The sequence below is a fragment of the Stenotrophomonas sp. I18B00994 genome, assembly GCF_014145825.1.
GTDB classification, from domain to species: Bacteria; Pseudomonadota; Gammaproteobacteria; order Xanthomonadales; family Xanthomonadaceae; genus Stenotrophomonas; species Stenotrophomonas maltophilia.
Window position 1 is genome coordinate 1 of record NZ_JACIUW010000018.1, and the last position, 14441, is coordinate 14441.

General features: G+C 65.8%; 14 protein-coding genes. 3 read left to right on the forward strand and 11 right to left on the reverse strand.

Annotated elements, in window-relative coordinates:
* Window positions 1–116 precede the first annotated feature (116 nt).
* Window positions 117–2210, reverse strand: a complete 2094-nt coding sequence (locus tag H4O10_RS17070; RefSeq protein WP_049454337.1) for a TonB-dependent receptor — start codon at window positions 2208–2210, stop codon at window positions 117–119.
* A gap of 171 nt (window positions 2211–2381) precedes the next feature.
* On the opposite strand from H4O10_RS17070, the gene H4O10_RS17075 reads away from it, so the two are divergent.
* The 3 genes from H4O10_RS17075 (at window position 2382) to H4O10_RS17085 (ending at window position 5843) form a co-directional block, all read left to right on the forward strand.
* Window positions 2382–3584, forward strand: a complete 1203-nt coding sequence (locus H4O10_RS17075; RefSeq protein ID WP_049454335.1) for an amino acid aminotransferase — start codon at window positions 2382–2384, stop codon at window positions 3582–3584.
* A gap of 425 nt (window positions 3585–4009) precedes the next feature.
* On the forward strand, window positions 4010–5026 hold the full coding sequence (locus tag H4O10_RS17080) for a class 1 fructose-bisphosphatase (RefSeq protein ID WP_049402951.1): 1017 nt from the start codon (window positions 4010–4012) through the stop codon (window positions 5024–5026).
* 109 nt (window positions 5027–5135) lie between these two features.
* Complete coding sequence (locus H4O10_RS17085; RefSeq protein ID WP_033833520.1) at window positions 5136–5843, forward strand: 2OG-Fe(II) oxygenase; 708 nt, start codon at window positions 5136–5138, stop codon at window positions 5841–5843.
* 56 nt (window positions 5844–5899) lie between these two features.
* Here H4O10_RS17085 and H4O10_RS17090 read toward each other — a convergent pair whose 3' ends face one another.
* The 10 genes from H4O10_RS17090 to H4O10_RS17135 all read right to left on the reverse strand — a co-directional run bounded on the left by H4O10_RS17090 (window position 5900) and on the right by H4O10_RS17135 (window position 14418).
* Complete coding sequence (locus H4O10_RS17090; RefSeq protein WP_024958794.1) at window positions 5900–6991, reverse strand: PA0069 family radical SAM protein; 1092 nt, start codon at window positions 6989–6991, stop codon at window positions 5900–5902.
* Between the two features lie 101 nt (window positions 6992–7092).
* A complete protein-coding gene (locus tag H4O10_RS17095; protein ID WP_049432449.1) occupies window positions 7093–7836 on the reverse strand; it encodes a pyridoxine 5'-phosphate synthase in 744 nt (247 codons plus the stop codon).
* A 9-nt stretch (window positions 7837–7845) separates the two neighbouring features.
* Window positions 7846–8115: a hypothetical protein gene (locus tag H4O10_RS17100; RefSeq protein WP_049452999.1), complete on the reverse strand. Its 270-nt coding sequence runs from the start codon at window positions 8113–8115 to the stop codon at window positions 7846–7848.
* A gap of 40 nt (window positions 8116–8155) precedes the next feature.
* Window positions 8156–9616 (reverse strand): cardiolipin synthase, encoded by a 1461-nt coding sequence (cls, locus tag H4O10_RS17105; RefSeq protein ID WP_088470438.1) that lies wholly within the window; start codon window positions 9614–9616, stop codon window positions 8156–8158.
* 102 nt (window positions 9617–9718) lie between these two features.
* Window positions 9719–10132, reverse strand: a complete 414-nt coding sequence (locus H4O10_RS17110) for a biopolymer transporter ExbD (protein ID WP_005411740.1) — start codon at window positions 10130–10132, stop codon at window positions 9719–9721.
* A 3-nt stretch (window positions 10133–10135) separates the two neighbouring features.
* The gene (locus H4O10_RS17115; protein ID WP_005411739.1) at window positions 10136–10561 is read right to left on the reverse strand and encodes a biopolymer transporter ExbD; all 426 of its coding nucleotides are present in this window, start codon (window positions 10559–10561) and stop codon (window positions 10136–10138) included.
* Between the two features lie 62 nt (window positions 10562–10623).
* The gene (exbB, locus tag H4O10_RS17120; protein WP_005411738.1) at window positions 10624–11385 is read right to left on the reverse strand and encodes a TonB-system energizer ExbB; all 762 of its coding nucleotides are present in this window, start codon (window positions 11383–11385) and stop codon (window positions 10624–10626) included.
* Between the two features lie 94 nt (window positions 11386–11479).
* Window positions 11480–12037, reverse strand: a complete 558-nt coding sequence (locus tag H4O10_RS17125; protein WP_172958446.1) for an energy transducer TonB — start codon at window positions 12035–12037, stop codon at window positions 11480–11482.
* 254 nt (window positions 12038–12291) lie between these two features.
* Window positions 12292–13479: a tetratricopeptide repeat protein gene (locus tag H4O10_RS17130; protein ID WP_005411736.1), complete on the reverse strand. Its 1188-nt coding sequence runs from the start codon at window positions 13477–13479 to the stop codon at window positions 12292–12294.
* 132 nt (window positions 13480–13611) lie between these two features.
* Complete coding sequence (locus tag H4O10_RS17135; protein WP_005411735.1) at window positions 13612–14418, reverse strand: M48 family metallopeptidase; 807 nt, start codon at window positions 14416–14418, stop codon at window positions 13612–13614.
* Window positions 14419–14441: the final 23 nt, after the last annotated feature.

A 14441-nucleotide genomic window follows, 5' to 3' on the forward strand; every position in this document is an offset into this window, starting at 1 on the left:
GCCGCCCTTGTCCCTGGGCACCGGCACGTCGATGCCGGCCTTCATCATCTTCTGGCCGGCAACCTCTGGGCTGCCCTACACAGAGCGATGCCGGCCAGCGGCCGGCACTACCCCTTTCAGCGCCACGACCATTGCAGGCCGACGTTGGCTCGCCGTCCCGGTCCCGGCTCGTAGAAGCGACCATTGCCGTCATTGACGATCACCGAGCCGATGTAGGCCTGGTCCAGCACGTTCTCCAGTCGGGCGAAGGCGCGCAGCTCGCCGCCCGGCAGCGTCCATCGACGGCCGGCTTCCAGGTGCAGCAGGGCGTAGCCCGGCGCGCGCTCGGTGGCCACGTCATTGACCACGGTATCGCTGCTGGCCATTGCCTCCAGCGCCCACTGCCAATCGGCAGGGCTCCACTGCAGCCGGGCGAAGGCCTGCTGGCGCGGCACGCCGGGCAGACGGCTGCCTGCAGCGACCAGGGTGTTCGAGGTCAGGTACGGCGAGCGCACCTGCGCCTGCAGCCAGGTCCACGCCAGCTGCAGTTCCAGTTGCTCGGCCAGCGGCTGTCGGTACTGCAGCTCCAGCCCCTGGCGGCGAGTGCGGCCAATGTCGCGGTAGGTGCTGCGTCCGCCGATATTGCTGGCAACGGCCAGCTCATCGTCGGTATCTGCACGGAACAGGCTGATATCGATTTGGTTGCCATCCTGTGCATGCCACTTGCTGCCAACCTCGATGGAGCGGCTGCGCGCGGCGGCCAGATCCAGTGCCAGCCCGGCTTGGCCGTCGGCGCGATAGCCCAGTTCGTTGAAGGTGGGGGTCTCGAAACCACGCCCCACGGCCGCGTGCAGCCGCCACTGCGGGCTGGCCTCGAAGCTGACGCCTGCCACCGGCGTGATCGCCTGGTAGCGGCGGTGGCCACTGTCGTCGGGGTTGGCGCCGACGATGTAGCGGTCATTCGATTCGAATCGCACGGCGCTGTGGCGCAGCCCGGCCAGCAGCGACCAACGCGGGCTCCATTGCCACCAGGCCTGGGCGAACTGATCCACGTTCTGCACGACGTCGATCTGGTCACGACGCAGCCGCCCACGCACGCCCAGGGCGCTGCCGATGAAGTTCTCGAAGCCGGTGCGGTGCTGGCGCTGGCGGTTGGCGCTGAGCCCGGCTACCAGGTCCAGCGGTCGCCCGGCCAGATCACCGTGCCAGCCCCAGCGCGCGTCCAGCCCGCCATAGCCGCCCTGCAGATCGATCACGCCGCCGGCATGCAGCGGGCTGTTGGTCTGGGGGGCCGGCGGAATCGGCAGGTACTGGCGTACCGCGCGCTGGCCGGCATAGCCCATCAATTGCCAGCGCTGCGCTCCCGTTTCACGGGTCCAGCGCAGGCCGGCCTGCTGCTGGCGCACGGTTTTGCGGGTGTTGTACTGGTGCGCGACTGCCGTGGCCTGGCGCGGATCAGCCGCCACCTGGGCACGGGTCAAGCCCAGCGGATCCTGCGCATCGGGGGCGTCAAGCGCATTGAGCAGCAGCTCCAACCGCCCACCGCCCAGCTCTCCACCGATGCGTGCGTTGAGCGATTCACGGCGCGCGCGGCTATGGTCCCGCCAGCCATCGGTGCGGAAGTGATTGGCGGCGATGTTGTAGTCCAGCACTTGACCGGCACCCTTCAGCTGCGCACCGACACTGAGCGTGTTGTCGGCGCCGGCATTCACGCGCAACCGCCACGGGTCAGCGGCCTGGCCCTGCGCGCTCCAGACCTGCAGCACGCCGCCGGAGGAATTGCCGTACAACGCCGAGAACGGCCCGCGCAGCACCTCGATGCGCTCGGCGCCCAACAGGCTGGCATGCGACAGCTGACCCTGGCCGTCAGGCATGGTCGCCGGCACCCCGTCGATCAGCACCCGCACCCCGCGCACGCCAAAGGTCGAGCGTGCGCCGAAGCCACGAATCGACAGCTGCGTGTCCTGGGCGAAGTTCTGCCGGTCACGTGCCAGCAGTCCGGGGACTCCGGCCAAGGCCTCAGACAGCTGCGCGCCGGTGCCCGCGCGGCTGGCGTCGATCCAGACCGTGTCCTGGCTGGCCGGCAGCGCGAACGGATCGATGCCCGGCACCCGGGCGGCCTGTACCTGCACCGCAGGCAGGGCGGTGGGCGCAGGCTCGGCCACGGCCGTCCAGGGCGACAGCAGCAGGGCGGACAGCGGCAGGCAACGGCGTCGTGCGGCGGGATTCATGATTCAGGTTGATGGATCGGGCGGCAACGCACGCCATGGTACGGGGCCGCGGATGACGATGGCGGCGGCCAGCCCCGGCAGGCTTTGTTACGATGGGCTGTTTCCGGCCGAAAAGCCGCGGACCGCGTAGCGCACTTCCTCCCCCTTTCCGTCTACCGAACGAGTACCGCCGTGTCCTTCTTTGCAAACGTGGAACTGGTCCCAGGCGACCCGATCCTGGGCCTGACCGAGGCGTACAACGCCGACAGCCGCCCGACCAAGGTCAACCTGGGTGTGGGCATCTACTACGACGAGAGCGGCCGCATTCCGCTGCTGCGCGCCGTCAAGCAGATCGAGCAGCAGCTCGCCGCCGAGGCCAAACCGCGCGGCTACCTGCCGATCGATGGCCTGCCGGCGTACACGCAGGCCACGCGTGAGCTGGTGTTCGGCAAGGACTCGCCGCTGCTGGCCGCCGGCCGCGTCACTACCGCACAGACCGTCGGCGGCAGCGGTGCGCTGCGCGTCGGCGCCGACGTGCTGAAGAAGCTGCTGCCGCACGCCACCGTTGCGCTGAGCAACCCGAGCTGGGAAAACCACCGTGCGGTGTTCAGCGCCGCCGGTTTCGACGTGCTGGATTACACCTACTTCGACCCGGCCACCCATGGCGTCGATTTCGACGGCATGCTGGCCGACCTGGGCAAGCTGGACGCCGGCACCGTGGTGCTGCTGCATGCCTGCTGCCACAACCCCACCGGTGCCGACCTCACGGTCACCCAGTGGAAGCAGGTCGCGCAGCTGCTGAAGGACAAGCAGCTGTTCCCCTTCATCGACATGGCCTACCAGGGCTTCGACAAGGGCATCGAGCAGGACGGCGCCGCCGTGCGCATCATCGCCGAAGCCGGCATCGACAGCTTCATCGTCGCCAACTCGTACTCCAAGTCGTTCTCGCTGTACGGCGAACGCGTGGGTGCGCTGTCGATGGTGGCACCGACCGCCGCTGACGCCAAGGCGGTGCAGTCGCAGGTCAAGCGCGTGATCCGCACCATCTACTCCAGCCCGTCCACCCACGGTGCCGCGCTGGTGGCCGGCGTGCTGACCAATCCGGAACTGCGTGCGATGTGGGAGCAGGAGCTGACCGAGATGCGCGAGCGCATCCACGCCCTGCGCCAGGGGCTGGTCGAGAAGCTGGCCGCTGCCGGTGCACCGCAGTTCGGTTTCATCAACGAGCAGGCCGGCATGTTCTCCTACTCCGGCCTGAGCCGCGAGCAGGTCGAGCGCTTGCGCGACGAGTTCGGCATCTACGCCGTCGGCACCGGCCGCATCTGCGTGGCCGCGCTGAACCAGAACAACCTGGAATACGTCGCCGAGGCCGTGGCCACCGTCGCCAAGGGCTGAAACAACGCTCCAGTAGCTTGAAGACAAAGGCGCCGAAAGGCGCCTTTGTTTTTTGCTCTTGCTCTTGCTCTTGCCTTTGCCCTCCCCACCGCGCTCGCGGCGAACCCTGAAGCGCGTGGGAGGGGGAGGCGCTGCAGGACCGTTGGCGCCATGGGCCCGAGGCATGCCTCGGGCGGGTTGGGCAGGACGCCCAACCCCGGTCTTGCCGTGTGCGCAGGACTGCGCACACGAGCAAGGCGCCATCGAGCTACATGGACGTACTTGCAGCGTGTCCTGCATCGCCTCCCCCTCCCACGAGCCTCGACAAAAGGAATGCGCCACGAGCGCAAACGCATATGGAAACGATTACGCCTTCCCGCGCTCACGCACGCCCCCGCCATACGGGCGACAATAAGCGTTTTCCCGCTGCCGAGACCTGCCCGCTCATGTCCCGTACTTCGTTGACCCGCTTCCTGATCCAGGAACAGCACGCCGGCCGCATCAACGCCGACCTGCGCCAGCTGATCGCGGTCGTCGCCCGCGCCTGCACCAGCATCTCCATCGCCGTCAGCAAGGGCGCCCTCGGTGGCGTGCTGGGCGATGCCGGTACCGGTAACGTGCAGGGCGAGGCGCAGAAGAAGCTGGACGTCATCAGCAACGAGATCCTGCTTGAAGCGAACGCCTGGGGTGGCCACCTCGCCGCGTGCGCCTCGGAGGAAATGGACCACAGCCAGCCGGTGCCGGACATCTACCCGCGCGGTGATTTCCTGCTGCTGTTCGATCCCCTCGACGGCAGCTCCAACATCGACGTCAACGTCTCCGTCGGCACTATCTTCTCGGTGCTGCGCTGCCCGACCAACGTGGAACTGCCAGGCGACGACGCCTTCCTGCAGCCGGGCAGCAAGCAGATCGCCGCCGGTTACTGCATCTACGGGCCCAGCACCCAGCTGGTGCTGACCGTCGGCCATGGCACCCACGCCTTCACCCTGGACCGCGAGAAGGGCGAGTTCGTGCTGACCACCGAGAACATGCAGATTCCGGCGGCTACCCAGGAGTTCGCGATCAACATGTCCAACCAGCGCCACTGGGAAGCGCCGATGCAGGCCTATGTCGGTGATCTGCTGGCGGGCAAGGAAGGCACGCGCGGCAAGAACTTCAACATGCGCTGGATCGCCAGCATGGTCGCCGACGTGCACCGCATCCTGACCCGCGGCGGCATCTTCATCTACCCGTGGGACAAGAAGGATCCGTCCAAGGCCGGCAAGCTGCGCCTGATGTACGAGGCCAACCCGATGGGCCTGCTGGTCGAACAGGCCGGCGGCGCCGCCTGGACCGGCCGCGAGCGCATCCTCGACATCCAGCCCGACCAGCTGCACCAGCGCGTGCCGGTGTTCCTGGGTTCGCGCGAGGAAGTGGCCGAAGCCGTGCGCTACCACCACGCGCACGACGACGCGCAGGGCTGATTGGCGGTTGCCTGACCACGGTCATGGCAGATCGATGACCATGACCGTGGGGTGACACCGAGGGCGGCAAGCGGCACCATCAAGCCGTTGCCGCCTAAGGAATGCACGCATGCACGAGCAGGGCCCGGTCGATTTCATCGAGGTCATCCACAACGCGGTCCCCAGCGAGGTCTGCGCGGCGATCGTTGAGCGCATGCGGGCGGCGCGTGGCCTGCAGCCCGGTGCCGTGGGCAGTGGCGTGTTCCCGGAACTCAAGCACAGCAAGGATCTGCGCATCAGCGGCCTTGATGGCTGGCAGGATGTGGACCATCAGCTGCAGCACGCGGTGTTCAACGGCCTGCTGACTTATCTACGCCGTTATCCACAGGCGTTGATCGCGCCGCTGATGTTGCAGATCCAGGACAGCAAGGGCCAACCGCGACGCCTGTCTGCCGAGGACTTCCCTGACATGCCGCAGCAGCAGCTGGCCGACCTGGCCCGCACCTGCCTGCGCCCGGGCGCCATCAACCTGCAGTGGTATGCGGCGGGCGAGGGCGGTTATCCGTACTGGCACTGCGAGCTGTACCCCAAGGATGCGCAGGCCGAGACCCTGCACCGGCACGTGTTGTGGACGCTGTACCTCAACGACGAATTCGAAGAGGGCGAAACCGAGTTCCTGTTCCAGGGGCGGAAGATCGCACCACGCACCGGCAGCCTGCTGATTGCTCCGACGGCGTTTACGCATACCCATCGTGGCAACAGGCCGCAGGGTGGGGACAAGTTCATCGCGACGAGTTGGATCCTGTTCCAGAGCGCGCAGAAGTTGTTTGGGGGGTGACGCCGAGCTGCTCGTCGGCCTCGGATGTAGAGTTGAGCCATGCTCGACTGATGGACTCAGAACAACGACCCCTGTGGCGAATCCTTCTTCGGCGGCAACGGCTTCTGGAACCGGCTGCAATCCAGCTTCGGCCAATGGCTGTTCTGCGCATTGAAGCCGAGACGCTTTCGCGCCAGCTTGAAGCGATTGTTCAACAGATCGGCATACACACCCTGGCCCCGCATGCGGGTACCGAACTGGCTGTCGTAGTCCTTGCCGCCACGCAGCTGCTGGATGGTGCTCATCACATGCGCGGCGCGATCAGGATGGTGCGTATCCAGCCAGTCGCGGAACAGTGGCGCCACTTCCAGTGGCAGGCGCAGCAGCACGTAGCCGGCGGTGCTCGCACCTGCGTCGTGCGCGGCCTCCAGCACGGCTTCCAGCTCGCTGTCGTTGATCCACGGAATCACCGGCGCCACCATCACACCCACCGGAATGCCCGCTTCATGCAGGCGCTTCATCGCACGCAGCCGTGCATGCGGCGCCGATGCGCGTGGCTCCAGCTTTGCGGAGAGATGCGGGTCCAGCGAGGTAACCGAGAAATGCACGCTGACCAGGTTCTCCGCCGCCAGCGGTGCGAGCAGATCGATGTCACGCTCGACCAGTGCGTTCTTGGTGATCAGCGAGAACGGATGCTTGGTTTCCAGCATCACTTCGATCAGCTGGCGGGTGAGCTTGAACTTGCGTTCGATCGGCTGGTACGCATCGGTGTTGATGCCCAGCGCGATCGGTTGCGGAACGTAACCCGGCTTCGACAACTCCTTGCGTAGCAGCTGCGGCGCATTGGTCTTGGCGAACAGCTTGGTCTCGAAGTCCAGGCCTGGCGACAGGTTCAGATAGGCGTGCGAGGGGCGCGCGAAGCAGTAGGAGCAGCCATGCTCACAACCGCGGTACGGATTCACCGATTGGCTGAAGCCGACGTCCGGTGAGGTGTTGCGGCTGATGATGCTGCGTGCGGTCTCGGCACGTACTTCAGTGCGCAGGCGTGGGGCGAGGAATTCCTCGCTCTCATCGACCGCCCAGCCGTCGTCCACCGCCTCGCTGACGGTGCTTTCAAAGCGCCCGGCAAGGTGGGACGTGGAACCTCGGCCCTTGATCGCGATACCCATTGCGGCAGGTTACGCCGCAGCCGTCTCAATGGCTGCGACGGCTGCCTGAAGGGTTCAGCGCGGTGCTGCGTCGAGCATGGCTCAACGCTACAGGGGAGCGGTCAGAGCAACGCCAGGTACTCGCGCACGGTGGCATCCAGGCCGTCGTACAGCGCCTCACCGATCAGCGCGTGACCGATCGACACCTCCAGCACGTCCGGCACGTGGGCCAGGAAATCGCGCAGGTTGTCCTGTGACAGGTCGTGCCCGGCGTTGACGCCCAGGCCCACCGCCTGCGCCCGCCGCGCCGCAGTGGCGAACAGTTCCAGCATCGCCGCAGCGTCTCCGGCCGCGTGTGCTTCGGCGTAGGGGCCGGTATACAGCTCGACACGATCTGCACCGACTTCGGCCGCCTGCTCCAGCAGTGGGTTGCCAGCATCGACGAACAGGCTGACCCGGCAGCCCATCGCCTTCAGTTCGGCGATCAGTGGTCGCAGCCGCTCGGCATCCCGCTCGAAGTCGAAGCCATGGTCGGAGGTGATCTGTCCATCGCCATCCGGCACCAGCGTCGCCTGCGCCGGGCGGGTCTGCGCGCACAGCGGCAGCAGGCCTGGGTAGCCCTCGCGCGGCGGCGCGAATGGATTGCCTTCGATGTTGAATTCCACGCCACGCGCGCGGGTCAGCGTGGACAGCGCCAGCACGTCCTCGGCGGTGATATGGCGGCGGTCCGGCCGCGGGTGCACGGTGATGCCATGCGCACCGGCATCCAGGCAGGCCTGGGCGGCGCGCACCACGTCCGGTTCGGCGCCGCCGCGCGAATTGCGCAGGACGGCGATCTTGTTGACGTTGACGCTGAGCTGGGTCATGGAACGGAACTACTTGGAAAGAGGGGACGGATCGTGGTCGTTGGCGTCGGCATTGCGGCGGGCCTGGGCCTGCTCGCGCAGGCGGCGCAGCTCTTCGGCGTCGATAAGGGTGGCAGGGTCCCGCTGAAGGTCGCCGAAGCGGGCTACATAGCGACCGCGCACCCAGGCCAGCAGGAAGGCGAGGGCGGCCAGCAGGCACAGGGTCATCAATGCGGCGCTGGGGGTCTTCAGGGCGAAGGCGAAACAGCCCAGCGCCAGCAGCAGGTACAACCAGTACATAGTCGGGCTCCCCGGATGATCGCCGCAGTGTAGCGCTGCGTCAGAGCAGCGGCGAGGCCAGCCGGGCGAAGGCCTCGGGCAGGCGGTGCAGCCACAGCGAACGGCCGGCCTGGTCGTGCACGCGGATGGCGCGGTCGAACTCTCCCTGCAGCAGCCCGGCCAGAGCGGCGACGCGGTCACGGTCGCTGATCATCATCGACAGCTCGAAGTTCAGGCGGAAGCTGCGGTGGTCGAAGTTGGCGCTGCCAACGATGCAGACATCGTCGTCGGCGATGAAAGCCTTGGTATGCAGCATGCGCGGGCCGTACTCGTAGATCTTCACCCCGGCGTGCAGCAGTTCGTCGAAATAGGAGCGCGCGGCCTGGGTGACAAACCAGGAGTCGCTCATCTTCGGCACCAGCAGGCGCACGTCCAGTCCACCCAGTGCCGCCGAGGTCAGCGCCATCCGCGCCGCTTCGCCCGGCACGAAGTAGGGCGTCACCAGCCACACGCGCTCGTGTGCTTCCTGGATGGCCGCCACGTGCAGGCGGTGGATCGTTTCCCAGCCGGAGTCCGGGCCGGAGACCAGCACCTGGGCGTTGATCGCGCCATCGCCGCGCAGCGGCATGTCGGCCGGCCACAGACGGGCAATGTCCATGCGCGAGGGATCCTGGCCACTGGCATAGAGCCAGTCCTCGGCGAACACCAGCTGCAGGCTGCGCACGACGTGGCCGCGGATGCGCATGTGCAGGTCGCGGTAGGCGTTCGGCTTGCGGCTCTCGTCTTCATCGTCGGTGATATTGATGCCACCGGTGAAGGCCAGCCGGCCATCGACGATCACCAGCTTGCGGTGCGTACGCAGGTTCAACCACGGCCGCTTGAACGGCTTCAGCAGCTGCCGCGGATGGAACCAGACCGCCTCGCCACCGGCATCGATCAGGGGCTGCAGGAAGCGGCTAGGCAGGGCGGAAGAACCCACTGCATCCAGCAGCAGGCGCACCTGCACGCCGGCACGGGCGCGCTCGACCAGGGCGTCGCGCAGGGCGGTGCCGGCATGGTCCGGATTGAAGATGTAGTACTCCAGGTGCACGTGATCGCGAGCCTGCGCCACCGCTTCCAACAGAGCGGCGTAGGTAGCGGCACCATCCACCAGCCAGGTCACTTCGGTCGCGCTGCTCGGCGCCAGGCCCGTGGTGGCCTGCGCGATCTTGGCCAGCTCGGTGCAGTCGGCATCCGGTGGGCAGACATCGCTGTAGTGCTCCATGCCCGAACGTGCGCGTCCGCGGCGCAGCCGTTGCCGCTTCACCTTCTGCGGGCCAAGCAGGTAGTAGATGAACAAGCCGAGGTAGGGCAGCAGCGCCAACGACAGGATCCAGCTCAACGTGGCGACCGGCTCACGCTTCTGCAGCATGATCCAGCCCGCCAGCGCGAACAGATACAGCAGGTAGGCCACCGCCAGGATCGAGCCAAGGTGGGCGATGCCGTCGAGCCAATGACGCAGGGAGTCGAAGAGGGCGAGCATCCGCCGATCATAGCGGTCCAGGCCGGCAGGCATAAAAAAAAACGCCCCTGTCTCCAGGGGCGTCTGCAGTCGCGTCATGACTGTTGTGTTGCGGTGTAGCGATTACTGCTGCACAAAACCGATCTTCTTCATCTGAGCATTCTTCGCGGCGGCCAGAACCTTGGCCATCACGTCGTACTCGGAATCCGGGCTGGCGTCGATGCGCAGTTCCGGCTGGTTGGTCGGGTCACGCTGGACCTCCTGCTCCATCCGCTGCTGCAGCTCGCTGGTATTGATCGGGCTGTTGTTCCACGAGACCTGGTTGCTGGCGTCGATCTTCAGTTCGATCGGCGGCGGCGGTTCGACCAGCTGCGGCGGTGGGTTGAGCACGCGCTGCGGCAGGTCGACGGCGATCGGGTACGTCATGATCGGCGCGGTCACGATGAAGATGATCAGCAGAACCAGCATCACGTCCACGAGGGGCGTGACGTTGATGTCTGCCATGGGGCCCTTGCCACCACCACTACTGAATGCCATGGCTTATTGCCCCTTTTCTTTGGTCGCGACGAAGCCGACGTCCAGCATGCCCTGCTCCTGCGCGACCTTGGTCAGGTCGTTGATGACGCGCATCTTGGTGGTGCGGTCACCACGCAGGTTCAGCGGCGGCTGCGGGGTCTGCTGGGCGGCGGTCGCCAAGCGCGACTCGAGAGTCTGCTTGTTGATTTCTTCGTCGTTCCAGTAGATCGAGCCGTCTTCCTTGACTGCCAGGGTGATCGGTCCGGAACGCTTTTCAGCGTCTTCCGGCTTCTGGATCAGGTTGGCTTCCGGCAGATCCACCTTGACCTTGTGGGACATCAGGGGCGCCGTGATGATGAAGATGATCAGCAGCACCAGCATCACGTCCACGAGGGGCGTAACGTTGATGTCGGCCATGGGGCCGCCGCTGTTACCACTACTGAAAGCCATAACGGGCTCCGTCTAGATCTTGGTGACTACTTACGTTCGTCGCTGGGTGACGCGCGCCGCAATTAGCGGACGCGCGAGCCGGTGGCGAAGAAGTCGTGCAGGTCGTGCGCGAAGGTATCGAACTTGCTGATGGTCGCGCTGTTGATCTTGCTGAAGAAGTTGAAGGCGAACACGGCCGGGATCGCGACGAACAGACCGATCGCGGTCATGATCAGCGCTTCACCCACCGGGCCGGCAACGGCGTCGATCGAAGCGGAGCCGGTGGCACCGATCTTGATCAGGGCGCCGTAGATGCCCCACACGGTACCCAGCAGACCGACGAACGGAGCGGTCGCGCCGACGGTGGCCAGCAGGGTCATGCCCGACTGCAGCTTGTTGCTTTCGCGGGTGACGGCCTGACGCAGGGCGCGGTCGACGAACTCCGAACGGCTCAGGTTCTCACCCACGCCGCCGGTGGCGCCGCCTTCAGCGCGCTGGTGGTGCGCAGCAGCCTGGGCAGCGTCCAGGGCGATCTTCGAGAACGGCTCCGAAGCCGGCTGCTCTTCCATGGCACGGATGGCGTCCTGCGCGTTCGGGGTATCCCAGAACAGGCTGACGACGCGATCAGCAGCGCTCTTCAGGCGGGTCGCACGGAAGATGTTGATGACGGTCCAGTACCAGGACATGGCCGACATGGCGATCAGGGTCAGCAGCACGACCCAGGAAACCGCGAAATCACCCGGCTTGGTGGTCATTTCGTGGATCAGGTGCTCGAAGCCCATCTGCGACAGGGCGTTGGACGGATTGCCCCCGGCAGCAGCGGCGATGAAAATTTCCTGCAGCATGACGCTTACCTTTGTTGTGTGTGGTGATAAAGGGTGTAGCTAAGCTAAACAATCGAACCGGGAGCAGGGGTGGCCAAGCGGCCACCCGGGCGCATCAGTTCAGCGCAAAGTTGACCGGGACGCGAACGCGACCTGCCGTCTTCTTACCGCCAGATTCAGCGGCGTTGAAGCGCCACTTGCGAGCCGCTTCCATCGCGGCACGGTCCAGGTCGCGGTTACGGCTGGACTTTTCCACCGTGACATTGGTGACGTTGCCGCTGGCATCGACATCAATGATCAGGATCACTTCGCCCTGGATACCCGCGCGGAAGGCTGCCGGCGGGTAGCGCGGCGGATTCATGGCCTTCGACGAGATGTCCACGCTGGCCTCGATCGAGGTCGCAGGTGCCGGCGGCGCGGGGGGCGACGGCGGGGTGACGATATCGCTCGGGCGCGGCTCCGGCACGTCCACGACCGGCGCCTGCGGCGGCGGCGGGACCGGCGACGGCTTCGGCGGCGACAGATTCTTCACCGGCGGCGGCGGAGTATCGGTCGGCGGCGGCGGCGGCGGCGGCGGGGGCGGCGGCGGCGGCGCATCGACGATGGTCACCATGACGTTGCGCTCCTTCTCAGCCACGGCCTTGGGAGCCACGGCGGGAATGAGGAGCATCATGAAGGCGGCCAGATGCAGGGCAATTACAAACGCGATGCCGACGATGCGAGGCCAGCTCAGCCCCTTGTCATCGGGTTGTTCGTACCGGTGAACGACTAGTTGTTCCGTCATGCGCCAAGAGCTCAATAGTGGGGCCGGGATGCCGGGGGCGGAATCCCTGATCAGCGGTGCATGACACCGCAGGAACCTCCAAGCTTATACCAATCCTGAGCGCCTGCGCATCAACTGGGCAGGCATTCAGGCGTTATTCCTACTTACTTCAGGTTGATGATTTTCTTGGCATCAGCCTGGTTCTTCACACCCTTCGCCAGCGCCTGCTGGGCGGCCTGCTTGGCCTCCGGGATGCGACCTTCGGCATGCAGGACGCGTGCCAGGTTCAGGTAGGTCTCACCGTCCTTGGACAGCGGGGCAGCCTTCTGCCACGCATCGATCGCCTGCGGCACCTGGTCGGAGTAGTAGTAGGACTGGGCCAGCGCCAGGTAAACCTGGTAGTCCGGCTTCAGGATGCCCTTCTGCAACCCTTCGTTGATGACGGCGATGACGTCCTTTTCCTTTTTGTCGGTGTTGGCATAGATGGAGTACAGCTGCTTGTACTCGCGCTCTTCGGTGAGCTGGCCGCTGCTGCGCAGCTTGTCCATCACCGCGGCCGCCTTGTCCATCTGGTCGGCCTGCATGTACATGCTGGCCAGGTTCAGCTGGGCCTTCTTGTCGTTCGGGTTCTTGGCGGCCAGCGCCTCGGCTTCCTTGACCGCTTCGCCGGACTGGCCGGCTTCGGACAGGGCCGCCATCAGCAGCTGGTTCCAGTTGTCCTTCGGTTCGGCGGAGCCGGCGATGGCCTGCTTCAGCACCGGAATCGCTTCCTGGTAGCGCTCCAGCTGGTACAGCGCCTGGCCCTTGGCGATCAGTTCTTCCGGCTTGGTCGACTTGCTCTCGGCGAAGTACTTGTCGAGGGTTGCCAGGCCTTCGGCTGTCTGGTCTTCCTGCAGCTGCAACTGGCCCAGCATCAGCATCGACTGGAAGTGGCCGTTGTTGTCCAGGCCGTTGAACTGCAGGACCTGCTTCAGGTAGGCGATGGCAGCCGGAGCGTCATCGGTCTGGTAGGCAGCCTGCGAGGCCAGCTGCGCGGCCAGCGACTTGTCGTACTCGTTCGCGGCGCTGTCAGCCAGGATGGCGTCGGCCTGGGTGCGGGTTTCCGGGAACTTTTCCTTGTTGTAGCTGTCGATCATTTTCTGCAGCTTGCTGCCCATCTTGGCCGAAGCCTTGACCGTCGGCTCCTGGCGGGTCGCGTTCGGGTACAGCGCCTCGGCCTTGGCCTGCTTGCCGCCACGGTTGCCGCGCTCGGAGGAACGCGAGGACTGCGCGAAGGCATCGGTGACCACGGCGCCGGTCAGGGCGGTCGCGACGAGGACGGAAAGCACAGCTTTGTGGTTACGGAAAATCATCGTTCACCTCGATCGAACCGCCGGTTAGCGGCAAAGTCGGACTGTCAGAAAAATCTGAGCCGCCAAACGTATCAGAAACAGATGGCGTGAGAAATCGTTTTATGTGCTGCAATACAGCATAGAACTGCGCACTCATCCGCACTTTGGCCGTAGCCCGGCCGCCTGCGCCTGCTGATAGACAGGCGTCAGGCCCGGGGCATCACGTCGCAGTTCCTGGATCCGGTTGGCCGGATCCGGGTGGGTGGACAGCCATTGCGGGCTGCGACCGCCGCTGGCGGCCATCATGTTCTGCCACAGATCGACCGCCTGCGCCGGATTGAATCCGGCCTGGGCCATCAGCCGCTGGCCAATCACGTCAGCCTCGCTTTCCTGCGTCCGCGAGCCCGGTAGCAGGAAGGCAGTCTGCGCGCCCATGCCGCCGAGCTGGTTGACGGTGCTGGCAGCACCTTCGCCGTAGGCTGCGCCAGCCAGCGCGCCGAGCACGGCCAGCCCGGTCTGTGCGCCCATCTGGCGGGTGATCCGCTCTTCGTGGTGGCGGGCGATGACATGGCCGATTTCATGGCCGATCACGGCAGCCAGCTGATCCTGATTCTTGGCCACGGTGAAGATGCCGGTGTTCACGCCGACCTTGCCGCCGGGCAGGGCGAAGGCGTTGGGCTCCTTGTCGACGAATACCGCCGTCTCCCACCGTACGCCACGGTATTGAGCTGGCAGCTGCGCGACCAGGGCGTTGACCACGCACTGCACGTAACCGTTCTGGCGGCCGTCGGTGCTGATCTTTTCCTTCTGCTTGGTTTCGGCGAACGCCTGTGCGCCGAGCTGGTCCAGCTGCGCCTGCGAGACGCCGCCCACCATCTGCCGGCGACCGGTAGGGGAGGTGGTGGTCGCGCAGGCGCTGACCAGGGTAGTGATGACAAGGGCCAGCAGCAGTTGTTTCATGGAAACTCCCCCGTGTTCATATG